Here is a 17,762-nt window from a genome sequence, read left to right on the forward strand (position 1 = left end):
CTGCCGCCTTTTTGTAATATCAGAGGAAAATTGCGTGAAAAAAATTATTACCTTTATTTCACTTGCCCTGGTCAGTGCATCGGCAAGTGCTGTCACTATCGACCTGCGTCATGAATATACCGACGACAGTCAGGTTCAGAAAGATCGTTTATTGATTTCTCACCGCTTTGCCAATGGCTTCGGGATTTCGATTGAGGGCAAGGTGAAGTCGGGTGGTGATGATCAGGATAAGGCGTTTAACGACGTCGTTGATAACGGAGATGAATACGTTGTCAGCTACCAGTTTAACGCAGCACCGGGCTTCTCGGTGCAACCCGGCTTTGCGCTGGAAACATCATCTTCAAAAGCGATTTATAAGCCTTATATTCGCGGCCAATATACATTTGAAAATGGCATTTATATCGCTGGGCGTTATCGCTATGAATACACGCGTGATACTTCGGCGGATAAGGACGATGAACATATCAACCGCGGCGACCTGTGGCTGGGTTATAAAATTAAAGCGTGGGCTTTTGAAGGCAACTATTTGTATAAGAAGAGCGAAGACTACGATCGCTTTAATAACGGCAAAGACGATTACGAGTTGAACTTAAAAGTTGCTTATAGCATTGATAAAAACTGGAAGCCCTATGTGGAGCTGGGGAACGTCTCCGTGCGTTCTACAACGGACGAACGCCAGACACGTTACCGTGTTGGCTTGCAGTACACATTCTAAAGCTGAATACTTTCAGGCAGGTTATTGTGCCTGACCCGCCACCCGGCGGCGTCGCCAGCACAATGCCTGATGGCGCTGCGCTTATCAGGCCTACCCGCACCTGACCCGTAGGCCGGGTAAGGCGCAGCCGCCACCCGGCAAACAGACCGCACCGGGTTACCCGCAAACCTCACACCCTGGATGGCGCATCAGTTTCATTTCGCGGAACTGGCAGCTCATCGCGTCATACATCACGATTTTTCCGGCGGCAGGCGTGCCGTAGTGGGTGAGCACTTTAATCGCCTCCATCGCCTGTAATGAGCCAATCACGCCAATTAGCGGCGACATGACGCCCGCTTCTACGCAGGTCAGCGCATTCTCGCCAAACAGACGGCTCAGGCAGCGGTAACACGGCTCACCTTCCTGCCAGGTGAAGACGCTGATTTGCCCCTCCATACGAATGGCGGCGCCGGAGACCAGCGGCGTTTTATGGCGGAAGCAGCCCGCGTTAAGCTGATTGCGAACCGCGACGTTATCGGTGCAATCGAGCACAAGATCGTGCTGTTCGATCAACGCCCACAGCGCGTCGTCGTCAAGCATCGCGTTATGCGTTACCAGATGCGTATGCGGGTTAATCCGCGCCAGTGCATCGCGTGCGGAATCCACCTTTGGCTGACCAATGGTGGCGTCACTGTGCAGCGTCTGGCGCTGAAGGTTAGAGAGCGCCACGGTGTCGAAATCGACCAGCGACAGTTGCCCGATACCCGCGGCGGCCAGATACTGCGTTGCCGCGCAGCCCAGCCCACCGAGGCCGACGACCAGCACTTTCGCCTCTTTCAGCCGCTCCTGCCCGTCGAAATCAAAGCCGCGCAGAATGATTTGCCGGTTATAGCGCATCATCTCCGCATCGCTGAGTTCCGCTGCCATTACAGGCCTCCCAGCAGATGATTAAACGGTTCCACCTCAACCCATTCGCCTGCTTCGACATGACCGCGCTCGCGTTCCAGCACGATAAAGCAGTTACCCTGGCTGAAGGAGCTGAAAATGTGCGAGCCCTGATGGCCGGTGGTGCTGACGGTCAGTTCACCGTTAGCGTCGCGCTGCAAAACACCGCGCTGGAAATCGAGACGGCCAGGCGATTTTTTCAGGCGTGAGGCGGCACGCACGCGCAGGCGTGGCGCTTGTGTGGAGCCGGTGAAACCGCTCAGTTTCGCCAGCAGCGGCTGTACCAGTTGGTAGAAGGTGAGCGCCGCAGAGACCGGGTTACCCGGCAGACCACAGAACCAACTGTGGCTCAGTTTGCCGAACGCGAAAGGTTTGCCTGGTTTAATCGCCAGCTTCCAGAAGCCGATTTCGCCCAGTTCGTCGAGAATGGTTTTGGTATAGTCCGCTTCGCCAACGGAGACACCACCAGAGCTGATGACCACGTCAGCTTCGCTATCCGCTTTGATAAACGTCTGACGCAGCTGTTCCGGGTCATCGCGAATAATACCAAGATTAATCACCTCACAGCCCAGTTGTTCCAGCATCAGATGCACCGCCAGACGGTTGGTATCGTAAATCTGACCGTCACCCAGCGGCTGGCCAGGCAGTTGCAGTTCGTCACCGGTGGAGAACAGCGCCACGCGGATTTTGCGTATCACGTCAACCTCAGGGATTCCCAGCGAGGCCAGCACAGGCAGTTCAGCAACGGTCAGGCGCGTACCTGCCGGGAAAACCACCGCGCCGTTGGCGATGTCTTCCCCGCAACGGCGGATGTTCTGGCCCGCTTTCACCGGGGCGGTAAAACGCACGCCCGTATCGGTTTGTTCGGTTTGTTCCTGCATCACAACTGCGTCACAGCCCGCAGGAACCGGCGCACCGGTCATAATGCGGATGCAGCTTCCGACAGGCCATTCACCGTGATACGGCTGACCTGCAAAGGCTTTCCCCGCGACCATCAGCGGTGCGTCGGTGGCGATATCGCTCAGGCGCACGGCGTAACCATCCATCGCCGAGTTATCAAATCCGGGTACATCCAGCGGTGAAACCACATCGCGCGCCGTGATACGGCCAAAGGCCTGCACAAGGGGAACAGATTCTGAAGTATTGAGCGGGGTGATTCTTCCGAGCATCTGGCTCAGCGCATCATCAAGCGGGATCAGGCCGGCGGTAAAATCCATGGGTAAACTCCTGGGAAAACATCGAATCCGCCCATTATGGCAGAAAAGCGCGGCTCACTGTATTCCACCAGAGGCGTATCTTTATTCAAAAATCGAATAGGTTTGATGCCACGATAATGATATTTATAGATAAAGTTATTTAATGATAGGCAATGAAGAATCCATGGGAAAAGCAGTGATTGCGATTCATGGCGGGGCGGGCGCGATTTCCCGCACGCAGCTCTCGACGCAGAAGGAACTGGAGTACGTTGAGGCGCTTTCCGCAATTGTGGAACACGCGCAGCATAGCCTGGAGGCGGGCGCGAGCGCGCTCGACGTCGTTACCGAGGCGGTACGCCAGTTAGAGGAGTGTCCGCTGTTTAACGCCGGAACAGGGTCTGTGTTTACCGCCGATGAAACCCATGAACTCGACGCCTGCGTGATGGACGGTTATTCGCTGAACGCCGGGGCGGTGGCAGGGGTAAAACATCTGCGTAACCCGGTGCTGGCGGCGCGGCAGGTGCTGGAAAACAGCCCGCACGTGCTGCTGATTGGCGAGGGCGCTGAAACCTTTGCGCAGCAGCAGGGTATTGAGCTGGTGAATAACAACATGTTCTCTACGCCTGAGCGTTTTCAGCAGCTTCAGGAAGCAAAATCTCAGCGTTCTGTTTGCCTCGATCATGACGCCCCACTCGATGAGCGCACCAAAATGGGCACCGTTGGCGCGGTGGCGCTGGACAAACACGGCAATCTGGCGGCGGCGACCTCCACGGGCGGTATGACCAACAAGCTGCCTGGTCGCGTCGGTGACAGCCCGCTGGTGGGGGCCGGATGCTACGCGAATAATGCCAATGTGGCGGTCTCCTGTACCGGTACGGGGGAAGTCTTTATCCGCGCGCTGGCGGCTTACGATATCGCGGCACTGATGGAATATGGTCATCTTAGCCTGCACGATGCCTGCGAACGCGTGGTGATGGAAAAATTGCCCGCGCTGGGCGGCAGCGGCGGCCTGATTGCTATCGACAGCGAAGGCAATGTGGCGCTGCCGTTTAACAGCGAAGGGATGTATCGCGCCTGGGCTTATGCAGGCGACACGCCAACCATCGGCATTTATCGGGAATAAGGAGACGTTGCTTGCCGCACTCTGAACAACTCGATGCGGGGAATGTCCTGAGCGTTCAGGATCTCTGCGTGACCTTCGACCAACAGCAGGCCGTTCGCCAGCTTAGTTTTAGCCTTAAACGGGGTGAGACGCTGGCGATCGTAGGCGAGTCGGGATCCGGGAAATCCGTGACTGCGCTGGCGCTGATGCGCCTGCTGGAGCAGGAAAATGCGCGCGTGTGCAGTAAACAGATGCTGTTGCGCCGCCGCAGCCGCGATGTCATCGAGATAACAGATCAGTCGTCTGCGCAGATGCGCAAAGTCCGCGGTGCGGATATCGCGATGATTTTTCAGGAGCCGATGACTTCACTGAATCCGGTGTTCACGGTCGGTGAGCAAATTGCGGAATCTATTCGATTGCATCAGGGGATGAGCCGCGAAGAGGCGCTGGCGGAAGCGAAGAAAATGCTGGAACGCGTGCGCATTCCTGAAGCGCAGGCGATGCTGGCGCGTTATCCGCACCAGCTTTCCGGCGGCATGCGTCAGCGGGTGATGATCGCGATGGCGCTCTCCTGTCGCCCGGCGGTGCTGATTGCCGATGAACCCACAACGGCGCTGGATGTCACTATTCAGGCGCAAATCTTACAGCTTATCGACGTGCTGCAAAAAGAGATGTCGATGGGCGTGATTTTCATTACACACGATATGGGCGTGGTGGCGGAAATTGCAGACCGCGTGCTGGTGATGTATCAGGGTGAAGCGGTCGAGACAGGCAGCGTCGAGGCGATTTTCCGTGATCCTCAACATCCTTATACCCGAAAACTGCTGGCGGCGGTGCCGACGCTTGGCGAAATGCGCGGCAGCGATTTGCCGCGCCACTTCCCGGAATTTGATTCGCCCGCGTCTGACATTGAAGAACAAAATACCGTGGTTGCCGGCGAGCCTGTACTTCAGGTGCGCAATCTGGTTGCGCGCTTTGGTATACGCAGCGGCTGGTTGAATCGCGTGACCCGCGAAGTGCACGCGGTTGAAGATGTTAGCTTTGATCTCTGGCCCGGCGAAACGCTGGCGCTGGTGGGGGAATCGGGCTGCGGAAAATCCACCACCGGACGCGCGTTGCTGCGGCTGGTCGAGGCGCAGAGCGGTACCATCACCTTTAACGGCGCGCGGATCGATACGCTCTCCGCGCATCAGCTTCAGCCTCTGCGTCGCGATATTCAGTTTATCTTTCAGGACCCTTATGCGTCGCTCGACCCGCGCCATACGGTGGGTTACTCGATTATGGAGCCCCTGCGCATCCACAAGAAGCTGGAAGGCGAGGCCGCGCAACAACGCGTGGCCTGGCTGCTGGAACGTGTGGGCTTGCAGCCGGAGCACGCCTGGCGGTATCCGCATGAGTTTTCCGGCGGTCAGCGTCAGCGCATCTGCATTGCCCGCGCGCTGGCGCTGGAGCCGAAAGTGGTGATTGCCGATGAATCGGTTTCGGCGCTCGATGTGTCGATTCGCGCGCAAATTATTAATCTTCTGCTTTCCTTACAGCGGGAGATGGGCATTGCGTTTCTGTTTATTTCACACGATATGGCGGTGGTGGAGCGCATCAGCCACCGCGTGGCGGTGATGTACCGTGGGCGAATTGTTGAAATTGGCCCCCGGCGCGCCGTCTTTGAAAACCCGCAGCACCCTTACACCCGCAAATTACTGGATGCCGTACCGGTAGCCGATCCCACGCATCGTCGGCCGCAGCGCGTGCTGCTCTCTGACGAACTGCCGGGCAATATTTATAAGCGGGGAGACGCGGTGGTGAGCGTTCCGTTGCAGCAGGTTTCGCCGGGGCATTTCGTGGCCCGCGAACCGACGGCAAATGCGCTCTTGCGAGAATAATAATGACAGGCAGGGTACTTCAGGAGAACAACATGACACAACGCGTATCAGGTAAATGGCTTCTGGCGCTGGGCGTGGCCTCCGCGCTGGCCACGTCCCCGGCGTTTGCCGCCAAAGATGTGGTGGTGGCGGTCGGCTCGAACTTCACCACGCTCGATCCGTATGACGCCAACGACACTCTGTCGCAGGCGGTAGCGAAGTCGTTCTATCAGGGGCTGTTTGGCCTTGATAAAGAGATGAAATTGCAGAACGTGCTGGCGGAAAGCTACACGGTGTCTGATGATGGGCTGACCTATACCCTCAAACTACGTGAAGGCGTGAAGTTTCAGGATGGCACCGATTTCAACGCCGAAGCGGTGAAAGCCAACCTCGACCGCGCCAGCAATCCGGAAAATCATCTCAAACGTTATAATCTGTATAAAAATATCGCCAAAACCGAGGCGGTGGATGCCAGTACCGTCAAAATCACCCTGAAACAGCCGTTCTCGGCGTTTATTAATATTCTTGCTCACCCGGCGACGGCGATGATCTCCCCGGCGGCGCTGAAAAAATACGGCGATGAAATTGGATTCCACCCGGTGGGAACCGGGCCGTATACGCTGGAAACCTGGAATCAGACCGATTTTGTGAAGGTGAAGAAGTTTGACGGTTACTGGCAAAAGGGGCTGCCGAAGCTTGATACCATCACCTGGCGACCCGTTGTCGATAACAACACTCGTGCGGCGATGCTGCAAACGGGGGAAGCGCAGTTTGCCTTCCCGATCCCTTACGAACAAGCCCCGTTACTGGAAAAGAATAGCAACCTGGAGTTGGTTGCCAGCCCGTCAATCATGCAGCGTTACATCAGCATGAACGTGACGCAAAAGCCGTTCGATAACCCAAAAGTACGTGAAGCCATTAACTACGCGATCAACCGGCAGGCGCTGGTGAAGGTGGCGTTCGCCGGTTATGCCACCCCTGCGACGGGTATCGTCCCGCCGTCGATTGCCTATGCGCAAAGTTACCCTGCGTGGAAGTACGATCCGGCGAAAGCGCGTGAACTGCTGAAAGAGGCGGGCTACCCGAACGGTTTCAGCACCACGCTATGGTCATCGCATAATCACAGCACCGCGCAGAAAGTGTTGCAGTTTACTCAGCAGCAACTGGCGCAGGTGGGCATTAAAGCGCAGGTGACGGCGATGGATGCCGGACAGCGTGCGGCGGAAGTTGAGGGCAAAGGGCAGAAAGAGAGCGGCGTGCGCATGTTCTATACCGGCTGGTCCGCCTCGACGGGTGAAGCGGACTGGGCGCTGTCGCCGCTGTTTGCCTCGCAGAACTGGCCGCCAACCCTGTTTAACACCGCGTTTTACAGTAACCCGCAGGTGGATAAAGACCTGACCGAGGCGCTGAAAACCACCGACACGAAACAGAAAGCCAGCCTCTATAAAGCGGCGCAGGATACGCTCTGGAAAGCGTCGCCGTGGGTGCCGCTGGTGGTTGAGAAACTGGTTTCCGCACACAGTAAAAAACTGACTGGCTTCTATATCATGCCGGATACCGGTTTTAGCTTCGACGAGGCGGATCTGAAGTAAGGTTCTGCCCCCTGCCGGGGGCTGAACACAAGGAGAGTCATGCTCAACTATGTTATTAAACGCCTGCTGGGGCTTATCCCGACGCTGCTGATTGTGGCGGTGCTGGTGTTTCTGTTTGTTCATATGCTGCCGGGCGACCCGGCGCGCCTGATTGCCGGGCCGGAGGCCGATGCTGAGGTTATCGCGCTGGTGCGCCAGCAACTGGGGCTCGATCAGCCGCTATACGTGCAGTTCTGGCACTATATTACCAACGCGATTCAGGGCGATTTCGGCCTGTCGATGGTTTCGCGTCGCCCGGTGTCAGAAGAGATCGCCAGCCGTTTTATGCCCACACTGTGGCTGACGCTTGCCAGCATGGTCTGGGCGGTAATTTTCGGTATGGCGATGGGGATTGTCGCCGCCGTCTGGCGTAACCGCTGGCCCGACCGCCTTGGCATGGCGATTGCCGTCACCGGCATCTCGTTCCCGGCTTTCGCACTGGGCATGCTGCTGATGCAGGTTTTTTCCGTCGAGCTTGGCTGGCTGCCCACGGTGGGCGCGGATAGCTGGAAGCACTACATTTTACCATCGCTGACGCTGGGCGCGGCGGTGGCCGCCGTCATGGCGCGTTTCACCCGCGCATCGTTTGTTGATGTGCTTAACGAAGACTATATGCGCACCGCACGGGCGAAAGGCGTCAGCGAGCGACTGGTGGTGCTCAAGCACGGCCTGCGCAACGCGATGATCCCGGTCGTCACCATGATGGGCTTACAGTTTGGCTTTCTGCTGGGCGGGTCGATTGTGGTGGAGAAAGTGTTCAACTGGCCGGGGCTGGGGCGGCTACTGGTCGATTCGGTGGAGATGCGCGATTATCCGGTGATTCAGGCGGAAGTGTTGCTTTTTTCGCTGGAGTTTATTCTTATCAACTTAGTGGTGGATGTGCTCTACGCCGCCATTAACCCGGCTATCAGGTATAAATAAGTGCGACTACTTAACTGGCGACGCCAGGCCGCTCTCAATGCGATGCCGACGATTCACAGTACGCAACCGCGCACGCCATGGCGCGAGTTCTGGCGTCGATTCCGTCATCAGCCAGTGGCGATGGCGGCAGGGATATTTATTCTGCTGCTGATTGCGGTCGCGCTGGTCGCACCGTGGATTGCGCCATTCGATGCTGAAAACTATTTCGACTATGACAGGCTCAATGAGGGTCCGTCATTAATACATTGGTTTGGCGTCGATTCGCTGGGGCGCGACATCTTCAGCCGCGTGCTGGTGGGGGCGCAAATCTCGCTGGCGGCAGGCGTCTTTGCCGTACTGATTGGGGCGGCGATCGGCACGGTGCTTGGGCTGTTGGCGGGATACTACGAAGGCTGGTGGGATCGCATCATTATGCGCATCTGCGATGTGCTGTTCGCCTTTCCGGGGATCTTGCTGGCGATTGCCGTGGTGGCGGTGATGGGGAGCGGCATGACCAACGTGATTATCGCGGTCGCGATTTTCTCGGTGCCCGCCTTCGCGCGCCTGGTGCGCGGTAATACGCTGGTGCTCAAGCAGCAAACCTTTATTGAATCGGCGCGCAGCATTGGCGCGAACGATCTCACGATTATTTTCCATCATATTTTGCCGGGAACGGTGTCGTCGATAGTGGTCTATTTCACCATGCGAATCGGGGTGTCAATTATCTCGGCGGCGAGTCTCTCTTTCCTCGGGCTGGGCGCACAACCGCCGACACCGGAGTGGGGCGCCATGCTCAACGAAGCGCGCGCGGATATGGTGATGTCGCCGCACGTCGCGCTCTTTCCTGCAATTGCGATATTCCTGACGGTGCTGGCGTTTAACCTGCTGGGTGACGGGCTGCGTGATGCGCTTGATCCGAAAATTAAAGGCTAGAAGTCTGTTGGCGTGTTTTATCGTTAATTAAAACACGCCAACAGTATGAAACTATATTCTAACTAGATAATGTCCTTAGGGGATAATTTTAGAAATTAAATTATTCTGATGCATATATTTACTTGAGGTTAGTTATTTATTTGCATATATCTGGATTGATCTAAATTAATGTTTGTGAGGATGGTGTTGTAATTCGCATTTTTTGCTAAAGCAATAAGTGCATATAAATGTTTATAAAAACCAAATTGTATGTATCTATATTTTATTGTTACAGAATATAGAGCATTATTTGTCTAATTTTGAGCACATTTCGCAAATATTTCCTCGTCTCGCTAAGCCACCATTATATCAAGACTAAGTATTATCTGAATTTTGATGTCGCTAAGCGGCTTTTACGTTGAAAAAAGGAAGTACAAAATGAAACGTTCAACACTCGCTCTATTCATTTCCTGCGCAATGTTTTCCACGGCGAGCTTTGCTACGCCGGTTCAATTAGCTTCGGTAAAAAATCTCTCTACCGACACTGAAGTCAATGGTTTCCAGAGCTCTTTGTTTTATAGCGATACTGGCACGGTGAACGGTTTTGATCTGCCTATTCTCGGCTATACGGAAATGGACCAGGTAAACGGTTTCCAGCTTGGTGCCGCGGCGGGTTCTCATGTGCGTAACGGCGTCAACGGGGCGGCGATTGGCTTATTCAACTGGCACGGTGGTGAAGACAACGGTCTGAACATCAGCCTGGCAAACCAGGTTGGCGTAATGAACGGTGCAAGCGTCGGTATTTACAGTGCCGCTGACGAACTTAACGGCCTGAATATCGGTGCAGCTAACGCCGTCGGTAACCTGAACGGCACTGGTGATATTAACGGTATGAACGTTGCGGGCCTGGGTAACTATAATAAAGGCCGGATGTACGGCCTGAATGTTGCCGGTCTGGGTAACTATACCGAAGGTACTATGCGCGGCATGAACGTTGCTGGTATTGGTAACTATATTGGCGGTGACATGAAAGGTTTCAACGTCAGCCCGTTCAGCTGGGTTGAAAAAGATATTACCGGCGCCAACGTTACCCTTGCTAACCATAGCCGGAATGTCGAGGGCCTGAACGTTGGTGGTATCGCGAACTGGAGCGAAGGCGATATTAAAGGTATGAACGTGGCCGTCGTGAACGTTTCCGAAAATATGACCGGCCTGAACGTTGCGCCATTTAACAAATCAAAAGAGACGGTCGGTGCGAATATTTCCGCCTTCAACTGGTCTGAAAACACCACCGGTTTTAATATGGCGGCGTTTAACCGCACTAACGATATGACCGGTTTCAACCTGGGTGCTTTCAACGTAGCGAATAATGTCACCGGTATGAATCTGGGCGCGGTGAACTTCAACGGCGGGAATGTTGAGGGTCTGAACATGGGGGCGGTGAACGTAACGTCTGAAAATGTTACCGGTTCAAACATTGGGGCCATCAACGTGACGTCTGGCAGCAGCTCCAGCGACTTTGGTGCCTTCAACTATGCCGATACCACCAACTTCCAGTTTGGCCTGATTAACGCCACTAAACACCTGGAAGGTTTGCAGATTGGTGTGATCAACGTTGCGATGAACGCCACGGTGCCGGTGTTACCACTGGTTAACTTCCACCGCTCATTCTGATTCGGTGCCTGAGTGCCTGATGCGCTTCGCTTATCAGGCCTACAAGGTTTAGCAAAATTTTATAGGCCGGATAAGGCGTTTACGCCGCATCCGGCAGGAAAGCCCGAGAGGGCTTTCTTTTACTGCAGAATTACCACATCAAATCATCCGGCACTTTAAAATCAGCGTACGGATCGTCTTCATCCTGCTCTTCCTGACTCAATGCGCTGTTTAATACAATGCTGTCCGCATCACGCTGGGCAATTTTATCTGCCACACTCGCCGGGATAATCGCGTATTGCGCATCGCCATTCGCATCGATCAGCAAACGGGCGATCGCGAGACGACCATTTATCAGCTGGGTCTGCGTCACTTTATCGACAACGACTTTCTTGATGAGGTTATTGTCGGTAAAGTTAAAATCGATATTGCCTTTGCTGATGGTGATGCGGTTCATTTCAATCAACTGTTTAACCTGCGCCTTCAGCTCTTTTGATAAAACGGCCTGTTTTTGCTGCTCGCTCAGTTGCTTATCGCGCTCAAGCTGCGCTTTTTTGTTTTCCTCGACCGCTTCGCGCGCCTCACGCGCCTGCACGCGTGATTTCTTTGCCGTTCTCTGGACTTTGGCCATTTTTTTGCTGGTCACTAAGCCCGCTTTGAGCATCTGCTCTTGTAAGGTAAGTTTTGTCATCTTGCTTGTCAGTCCGTTAAGAGGGTCAGGGTGAAAACGTCAGGCTTACACCTTAAGCATTTTCACCGTGGCATCGATATCAATTTCGTCTTCCGAGAAGATGTGCGTGGTTCCCTGGAAGGTGGTGATAGCCAGTTTTTTCAGCGTGCGTGTTTCACCGGGTTTGGCCTCATTTTTGGGCCGAATGCTGTTCATCAGCACGCCAACAGAAAGCACTGCGTTCTCTTTGTCGATACGCGTATCGGCAGGCACATCTTCGCTGAACACCACGTAAGACTTAATCGAGGTAAGCTTCAGGCGCTCGCCCGCAATGTAGATATATTTGCTTTCCGGCAGCACTTTGACCGCATACGCCGAGAGCCCTTTGTTGTTGGTGGTGGGCTCAAAGGTTACGGCTGCATCTTTCTTGATAAGATCAGGATTGGCGACCTTGATCACATGAAAATAGCGATTGTCGCCGTTCTCATCTTTGATAAATCCAAAACCTTTATCTTTAAACCACGTTGTGATTGTTCCGTTCATCGCCATTACCGCCTGATTGTTTATCTACTCAGTTTTTGCAGCGCGCAGTTTAATGCACAATGCCTGCGCAGACCATGCCTTTGACTTAAGTTTGGGTGAGAAAGTGTGGGTTTGCGAGGGCTGGGGGGCGAAAGCGTAACGTGCGCAATTCCGCCCTGACCACGGTTATGCGCGTTCTTTCGCCCAGGGCCTGGCTACATTCAGACGACGATAAACGGAAGGGGTGATCCCGACGCGTTTTACGAACGCCCTGCGTAGCACATCACCGCTGGAATAACCGCACTGGCTCGCGATCGCCTTTAGAGGCAACGCATCTTTTTCCAACAGCATTTTTGCTTTATCTATGCGGCAGGCTTCCAACCATTCGCCAGCCGCCATCTGCATTTCCTGCTGAAATAGCCGCCCAAGATGGCGAATGCTTAGGCCAATATGATCAGACATCTCTTTCAGGCTTAATACGGTGTCGAGATTCGCGAGTGCCCAGCGCTGTAAATCCTGAAAGGCGCTCCGGGCTGAAGGTGAAATCTCGCTATGGCGGATAAAATGCCCCTGGTTAACCGGTCGGCGGAAAAACATCACCAGATTGCATGCCACCTCCTGAGCCACCTCGCTTCCCAGATCCTCTTCTATCAGGCGTAACGCTAAATCCATGCCTGATGTGACCCCCGCTGCCGTTCTTACCGGGCCGTCACAGACATACAGTGCATCAATATCCATCTCCGTTTGTGGAAATGCGTTGGCAAAACGGGCGGCAATTGCCCAGTGTGTGGTGACTTTACGTTGGGCCAGTAACCCGGTTTGCGCCAGTAAAAATGCGCCAGTACAGATAGAACCATAGCGATCGCTTTTTTCACAAAGCGCGTGAATATGACTCTTTTGTTGTTCCGTTAACGCCTGCTGCCAGACCTGCGGCGCGCCTGCTATTAAGAAGGTATTCGGGCTGAGCGTTTCGGTTTGTTCAAGAAGAGCGTTTGCCAACAACGTGACACCTGATGAGGCATTGATCGTCAATGTATTAACAGCAACGATGATCGGTTCATAGACCTGCCGATGAAGAAGGCGATTGGCTTCGGCGAAGACATCTAATGGCCCGGAAACGTCCAGAAGTTGCACGCCGGGAACGGCAAGAATGGCGATAATGCGTTTCATGAAAGGTGGGTGTCCTGATTCAGCGTAATGTCTTAAATCGTCGTAACTGGATTATTTGAGACAAACAGAATGCCTTGTAAACTTCCTAACATCAACCCACTGGAGGTAAATATGACTTTTAATGTACAAGGTATTCGAATCCCTGACAGCAAACTGGCTCGCGAAGCGACTGAATTCGTTCGTGATACGGAAAACGACCTGCTGTTTCATCACTCCAGCCGAGTCTATTACTGGGGAGCTCTGGCGGGCCAAAGACGTGGGTTAAACGTAGACCCCGAGCTGCTCTATGTTGGTTGCATGTTCCACGACGTTGGCCTGACGCACGAACACTGTAGCTGTGATAAACGCTTTGAGGTGGATGGTGCGAATGCCGCGCGCGCTTTCCTTGAAGGTCACGGCGTTGATGCCCATGATGTCGACAAAGTCTGGACGGCAATCGCGCTTCATACCACGCCCGGTATTCCTGAATTTATGGCACCGGAGATCGCATTATTAACGGCTGGCGTTGAAATGGATGTTCTGGGTATTGAGTATGAAAAGGTGAGTGATGAGAGCCGTGAAGCGGTGGTACATCAGCATCCGCGAGTTGGGAATTTTAAAGAAAACATTATTGATGCGTTTTATCAGGGAATTAAAGACAGGCCTCAAACCACCTTTGGTAATGTTAAAGCTGATGTGATTTGCGATAAAGATCCCCAGTTTATTCGTGGGAATTTTTGTAGCGTGATTCGAAACTCGCTCTGGAAGGCGTAATAAGTGAATGAATAATTTTTTATTCTATGTTTGAGATTTATCCCCATTGAGGATATCAGTTACATTGATCGCTGATATCCTCTACTTTGGAAATTAAGCTGTTACAGTTTTGCAAATTTCATCGCGGATTTTTTCTTCAATATCGGTTACTGACGCTGCTTGTGAGTCAAAAATATTATCCTCGCAAGACCAGGCAGAAAACGCATCCGCGAGGCCTGAGTCGAATACTTTCTTTGCATTTTCCGCAAGCACAGCGATGACCAAATCATGGTGGTTTTTATCGACTTTTCGGGCGATGTTACCTGCTAATTTATCGTTATCGTATCTCTCATTGGTTTGGCGCCAGCTTTTGGTGGCTGAGGTAGTTTTTATCATCACCTCTGCCCGGTAGCCCGCCTCTTTGAGGCGCTTTAATGTTTGCATGGGGGTATCGGCATTACGGAAGGTGCCTTCAATGACGATATTAAATTTGTTTTCAATGGCTTTTTTGAGCACACGCTCAACCATTTCACCGGAAAACTGCGCCGTGTGGCTGACAAAGTCATCGCCATAGGTAGCATAAATTGCCTGGAAATCAGGATGGTGGAAGCGAAAATCATCACCATTAATAACCAACGCATTAAAGTCAGTCCTCACCAGTGCATGCTTAATGAGTAACGACTTTCCGGCACCTGGTTGCCCACCTAAAACAAAACCAACCGGTTGCGCCTGTGATGTGAGTACTCTCTTCGTCAGGCGACGCCATACCGACTCAAAAGGGTCATCATTTATATCGATATTATGATGAGTTGTGTTTGCACTATAATATTTTTCTCTTAAATATTTAAACCGAACAACCCCTTCGTTAAAATTAACCTCGTCGGCATCAGTTGAATAAAGATAATCCCGATAAGTAATACATTGGTTAATATCCTGACTTAAATTCAATGCTTCAGAATTATCTATATTTCCACAAGCTTCCGATAAAAATGCAATACACTGACTAGCGCCATTTAAAAGCGCATCTTTTTCCATTAACGTTGCCATTTACGACTCCTGTAAAGAACATCTTTCCTGAAAAAATACTACTTGTTATGCTCCTCAAACCACATCTCAGCCTCATATCTTGCGCCACCGTGCTCGTCTGTGAGCATTTCCCGGAATATTTCATGCAGTTCCGGTAAATCGTAACCGTTGCCATTAATCGCACAGCCCGCCCAACTGCGGACTTCGCCATGGTTATCGCGAAGTAATCTGATAAGAAGGGGCATGATGCTGTCATCAGCATGGTAAATAAGTGCGCATGCGACGGCATGACGGACGGTGACAAAAGGAGAATCGATAGCCTGAGTACAGCGATGTTTGAGCGTCGCCCAAAGCGCTTTATCCGCAGAATGATTTGAAAATAATTGCCCCATCGCAATAATGGCGCTGGCGCGCACGATGGCGGTGATATCATTGACCGCGCAGGAATCAAGGAAGGCCATAATATCGGAGACGTTACTTTTCGCGGTTTTTATTTGCCCAAGAATAAAACAGGCAACTTCACGAGTACGGTAGTTTTTATCATGGCAGCGCTGTTTCGCCTGGGCCAGAATCGGGTCGGAACCCATGAGTTGTAGACGTCTCGCGGCAGCATAGCGCAGCGAATGGTCTTTATTTTCTAACAGAGGGTAGAGCTCATCTTCACTGAGCTGCTGGCAATAAAGCCAGGTCTTAAGCTCTTTGGCGTCCTGGCGGCGCTGATATTCCGTTCTCATAGTGACTCATCCTGAGTACACGCCGCACAGGGTGCGGTGCGAGGTCTTAAACCCGGCTACCCCACAGGTCGTACTCGTCGGCGTTATCCACTTTCACGCGGATAATGTCGCCCGGCTTGACGTTGGTTTCGCCATTCAGATACACCGCGCCGTCGATTTCCGGGGCGTCGGCCATGCTGCGGCCAATCGCGCCTTCTTCATCCACTTCGTCGATGATGACCATCACTTCACGGCCGACTTTCTCCTGCAATCGCTCGGCGGAGATCTGCTGTTGCAGCTGCATGAAGCGGTTCCAGCGATCTTCTTTCACGTCGTCAGGTACCTGATCCGGCAGATCGTTGGCGCTGGCGCCTTCAACCGGGCTGTACTGGAAACATCCGACGCGATCGAGACGCGCTTCTTTCAGGAAATCGAGCAGCATCTGGAAATCTTCTTCCGTTTCGCCCGGGAAGCCGACAATAAAGGTCGATCGCAGGGTCAAGTCAGGGCAGATTTCACGCCACTGTTTGATGCGCGCCAGCTGACGGTCAACGGAGCCAGGGCGTTTCATCAGTTTCAGAATACGCGGGCTGGCATGCTGCATCGGGATGTCGAGATACGGCAGAATTTTGCCTTCCGCCATCAGCGGAATTACGTCATCGACATGCGGATACGGATAGACGTAGTGCAGACGCACCCAGACGCCCAGTTTTGCCAGCTCTTCACACAGGCTAACCATGCTGGTTTTGACCGGGGAACCGTTATGGAAACCGGTGCGGTGTTTCACATCGACGCCGTAAGCGGAGGTATCCTGAGAGATAACCAGCAGCTCTTTTACGCCTGCGTCGGCCAGACGTTTCGCTTCAGAGAGCACATCGCCAATCGGGCGGCTGTCGAGGTCGCCACGCATGGACGGAATGATGCAGAAGGTGCAGCGGTGGTTACAGCCTTCGGAGATTTTTAAATAGGCGTAATGACGCGGCGTCAGCTTCACACCCTGTTCCGGCACCAGGCTGGTAAACGGGTTGTGCTGCGGCTTCGGCGCATAGTGATGGACGTGCTCCAGCACCTGCTCGTAGCTGTGCGGGCCGGTAATCTCCAGCACTTTAGGATGCACTTCGCGAATTTGATCTTCTTTGGCACCCAGGCAGCCGGTGACGATCACCTTGCCGTTTTCTTTTAAGGCTTCGCCAATCGCTTCCAGGGATTCCTGGACGGCGCTGTCGATAAAACCGCAGGTGTTGACGATAACCATATCGGCATCATCGTAGCTCGGGACCACGTCGTAACCTTCAGTACGCAGCTCCGTTAAAATACGTTCGGAGTCCACCAGGTTTTTCGGGCAGCCCAACGATACAAAACCAATTTTGCTCATTTTATATACTATTCATTGCTCGGAATCGGGAGATTATACATACGGCGCGCCATGACAGCCAGATACGTCAATCACCATTTTTCAGGCCCGGAGTGGAAGATGACCGGCAGTGTAGAAAAAGTGTTTCCGGCGCGTTTCAGTTGTTGAATTATTGACCTTACGCATCGTTCTGTACGAAAAATGACCTTATAATAAATGTGCCAAATGGATGAGGAGGGAGGAAATCACATGAGTGGAATGACGCTGAAACGCAACATGATGAATAAAATCATCAATGCGCGCATCGATCTCGACGCTTACCTGCAACTCAGAAAAGCGAAGGGATACATGTCGATCAGCGATAACGAGCATCTGCGTACTAACTTGTTTGATTTATGTGGTGAATTGCGTAGCAAAGCACCACAGCTGATACAGTCCGCAACGCCGAAAGAAAGGGATGCTTTGCGGCAGGCAGGCGAAGCAATCGCTTCTGCGGCTGTGTGTTTGATGACCGGGCACCATGACTGCCCGACCTCCATCGCCGTTAACGTGGAATCGCTCGAACGCTGTCTGACGACGTTGAGTGAAAGCATTTATAGTATGAATGCCCACATCGACCCTCTGCACGCCTGACCTCAGGGGGAGTTAGCTCCCCCTGTTAAAGGTTTTGTAAAATCACCCGC

Annotated in this window: 17 protein-coding genes; 9 read left to right on the forward strand and 8 right to left on the reverse strand. The window is 53.1% G+C overall.

Annotation, left to right across the window (positions count from 1 at the left end):
- The first annotated feature begins 34 nt into the window (after positions 1-34).
- Positions 35-715: an oligogalacturonate-specific porin KdgM family protein gene (locus F0Q32_RS00150; RefSeq protein WP_255475119.1), complete on the forward strand. Its 681-nt coding sequence runs from the start codon at positions 35-37 to the stop codon at positions 713-715.
- A gap of 156 nt (positions 716-871) precedes the next feature.
- Here the strand turns inward: F0Q32_RS00150 and moeB are convergent, their stop codons facing one another.
- Together moeB and moeA are read right to left on the reverse strand one after the other, a co-directional pair.
- Entirely contained in the window at positions 872-1,621 is a 750-nt protein-coding gene (gene moeB / locus F0Q32_RS00155) for a molybdopterin-synthase adenylyltransferase MoeB (protein WP_149461434.1), read from the reverse strand.
- Positions 1,621-2,856, reverse strand: a complete 1,236-nt coding sequence (gene moeA, locus F0Q32_RS00160) for a molybdopterin molybdotransferase MoeA (RefSeq protein WP_149461435.1) — start codon at positions 2,854-2,856, stop codon at positions 1,621-1,623. Before moeA ends, moeB begins: the two co-directional genes overlap by 1 nt.
- 163 nt (positions 2,857-3,019) lie before the next feature.
- On the opposite strand from moeA, the gene iaaA reads away from it, so the two are divergent.
- From iaaA to F0Q32_RS00190, 6 genes are all read left to right on the forward strand, one after another.
- The gene (gene iaaA / locus F0Q32_RS00165; RefSeq protein WP_149461436.1) at positions 3,020-3,958 is read left to right on the forward strand and encodes a beta-aspartyl-peptidase; all 939 of its coding nucleotides are present in this window, start codon (positions 3,020-3,022) and stop codon (positions 3,956-3,958) included.
- A gap of 11 nt (positions 3,959-3,969) precedes the next feature.
- Entirely contained in the window at positions 3,970-5,817 is a 1,848-nt protein-coding gene (gene gsiA / locus F0Q32_RS00170) for a glutathione ABC transporter ATP-binding protein GsiA (protein ID WP_149461437.1), read from the forward strand.
- 32 nt (positions 5,818-5,849) lie between these two features.
- Positions 5,850-7,388: a glutathione ABC transporter substrate-binding protein GsiB gene (gene gsiB / locus F0Q32_RS00175; protein WP_149461438.1), complete on the forward strand. Its 1,539-nt coding sequence runs from the start codon at positions 5,850-5,852 to the stop codon at positions 7,386-7,388.
- Between the two features lie 39 nt (positions 7,389-7,427).
- Positions 7,428-8,348 (forward strand): glutathione ABC transporter permease GsiC, encoded by a 921-nt coding sequence (gene gsiC, locus F0Q32_RS00180; RefSeq protein WP_015965178.1) that lies wholly within the window; start codon positions 7,428-7,430, stop codon positions 8,346-8,348.
- Positions 8,349-9,260, forward strand: coding sequence for a glutathione ABC transporter permease GsiD (gsiD, locus tag F0Q32_RS00185; RefSeq protein ID WP_149461439.1), 912 nt, complete (start codon positions 8,349-8,351; stop codon positions 9,258-9,260).
- Positions 9,261-9,677: 417 nt separating this feature from the next.
- Positions 9,678-10,913: a hypothetical protein gene (locus tag F0Q32_RS00190; RefSeq protein WP_149461440.1), complete on the forward strand. Its 1,236-nt coding sequence runs from the start codon at positions 9,678-9,680 to the stop codon at positions 10,911-10,913.
- Positions 10,914-11,043: 130 nt separating this feature from the next.
- Here F0Q32_RS00190 and F0Q32_RS00195 read toward each other — a convergent pair whose 3' ends face one another.
- The 3 genes from F0Q32_RS00195 to F0Q32_RS00205 form a co-directional block, all read right to left on the reverse strand.
- Positions 11,044-11,583, reverse strand: a complete 540-nt coding sequence (locus F0Q32_RS00195; RefSeq protein ID WP_149461441.1) for a DUF2058 domain-containing protein — start codon at positions 11,581-11,583, stop codon at positions 11,044-11,046.
- A gap of 45 nt (positions 11,584-11,628) precedes the next feature.
- Positions 11,629-12,111 (reverse strand): cold-shock protein, encoded by a 483-nt coding sequence (locus F0Q32_RS00200; protein ID WP_149461442.1) that lies wholly within the window; start codon positions 12,109-12,111, stop codon positions 11,629-11,631.
- Positions 12,112-12,270: 159 nt separating this feature from the next.
- Positions 12,271-13,254, reverse strand: a complete 984-nt coding sequence (locus F0Q32_RS00205; protein WP_149461443.1) for a GlxA family transcriptional regulator — start codon at positions 13,252-13,254, stop codon at positions 12,271-12,273.
- A 111-nt stretch (positions 13,255-13,365) separates the two neighbouring features.
- On the opposite strand from F0Q32_RS00205, the gene F0Q32_RS00210 reads away from it, so the two are divergent.
- Positions 13,366-14,007, forward strand: a complete 642-nt coding sequence (locus tag F0Q32_RS00210) for an HD domain-containing protein (RefSeq protein WP_149461444.1) — start codon at positions 13,366-13,368, stop codon at positions 14,005-14,007.
- 93 nt (positions 14,008-14,100) lie between these two features.
- Here F0Q32_RS00210 and F0Q32_RS00215 read toward each other — a convergent pair whose 3' ends face one another.
- Genes F0Q32_RS00215 through rimO form a run of 3 tightly spaced genes read right to left on the reverse strand, consistent with a single transcriptional unit; the run spans position 14,101 to position 17,100 of the window.
- Positions 14,101-15,033 (reverse strand): zeta toxin family protein, encoded by a 933-nt coding sequence (locus tag F0Q32_RS00215; RefSeq protein ID WP_149461445.1) that lies wholly within the window; start codon positions 15,031-15,033, stop codon positions 14,101-14,103.
- A gap of 38 nt (positions 15,034-15,071) precedes the next feature.
- Positions 15,072-15,746 (reverse strand): HEAT repeat domain-containing protein, encoded by a 675-nt coding sequence (locus tag F0Q32_RS00220; protein WP_149461446.1) that lies wholly within the window; start codon positions 15,744-15,746, stop codon positions 15,072-15,074.
- Between the two features lie 46 nt (positions 15,747-15,792).
- Complete coding sequence (gene rimO, locus F0Q32_RS00225) at positions 15,793-17,100, reverse strand: 30S ribosomal protein S12 methylthiotransferase RimO (RefSeq protein WP_108474656.1); 1,308 nt, start codon at positions 17,098-17,100, stop codon at positions 15,793-15,795.
- Positions 17,101-17,328: 228 nt separating this feature from the next.
- On the opposite strand from rimO, the gene F0Q32_RS00230 reads away from it, so the two are divergent.
- A complete protein-coding gene (locus F0Q32_RS00230) occupies positions 17,329-17,712 on the forward strand; it encodes a biofilm formation regulator BssR (protein WP_188016803.1) in 384 nt (127 codons plus the stop codon).
- Positions 17,713-17,762: the final 50 nt, after the last annotated feature.

Origin of the sequence: Pseudocitrobacter sp. 73 (assembly GCF_008369545.1) — a bacterium.
Classification (GTDB): Bacteria; Pseudomonadota; Gammaproteobacteria; order Enterobacterales; family Enterobacteriaceae; genus Pseudocitrobacter; species Pseudocitrobacter vendiensis.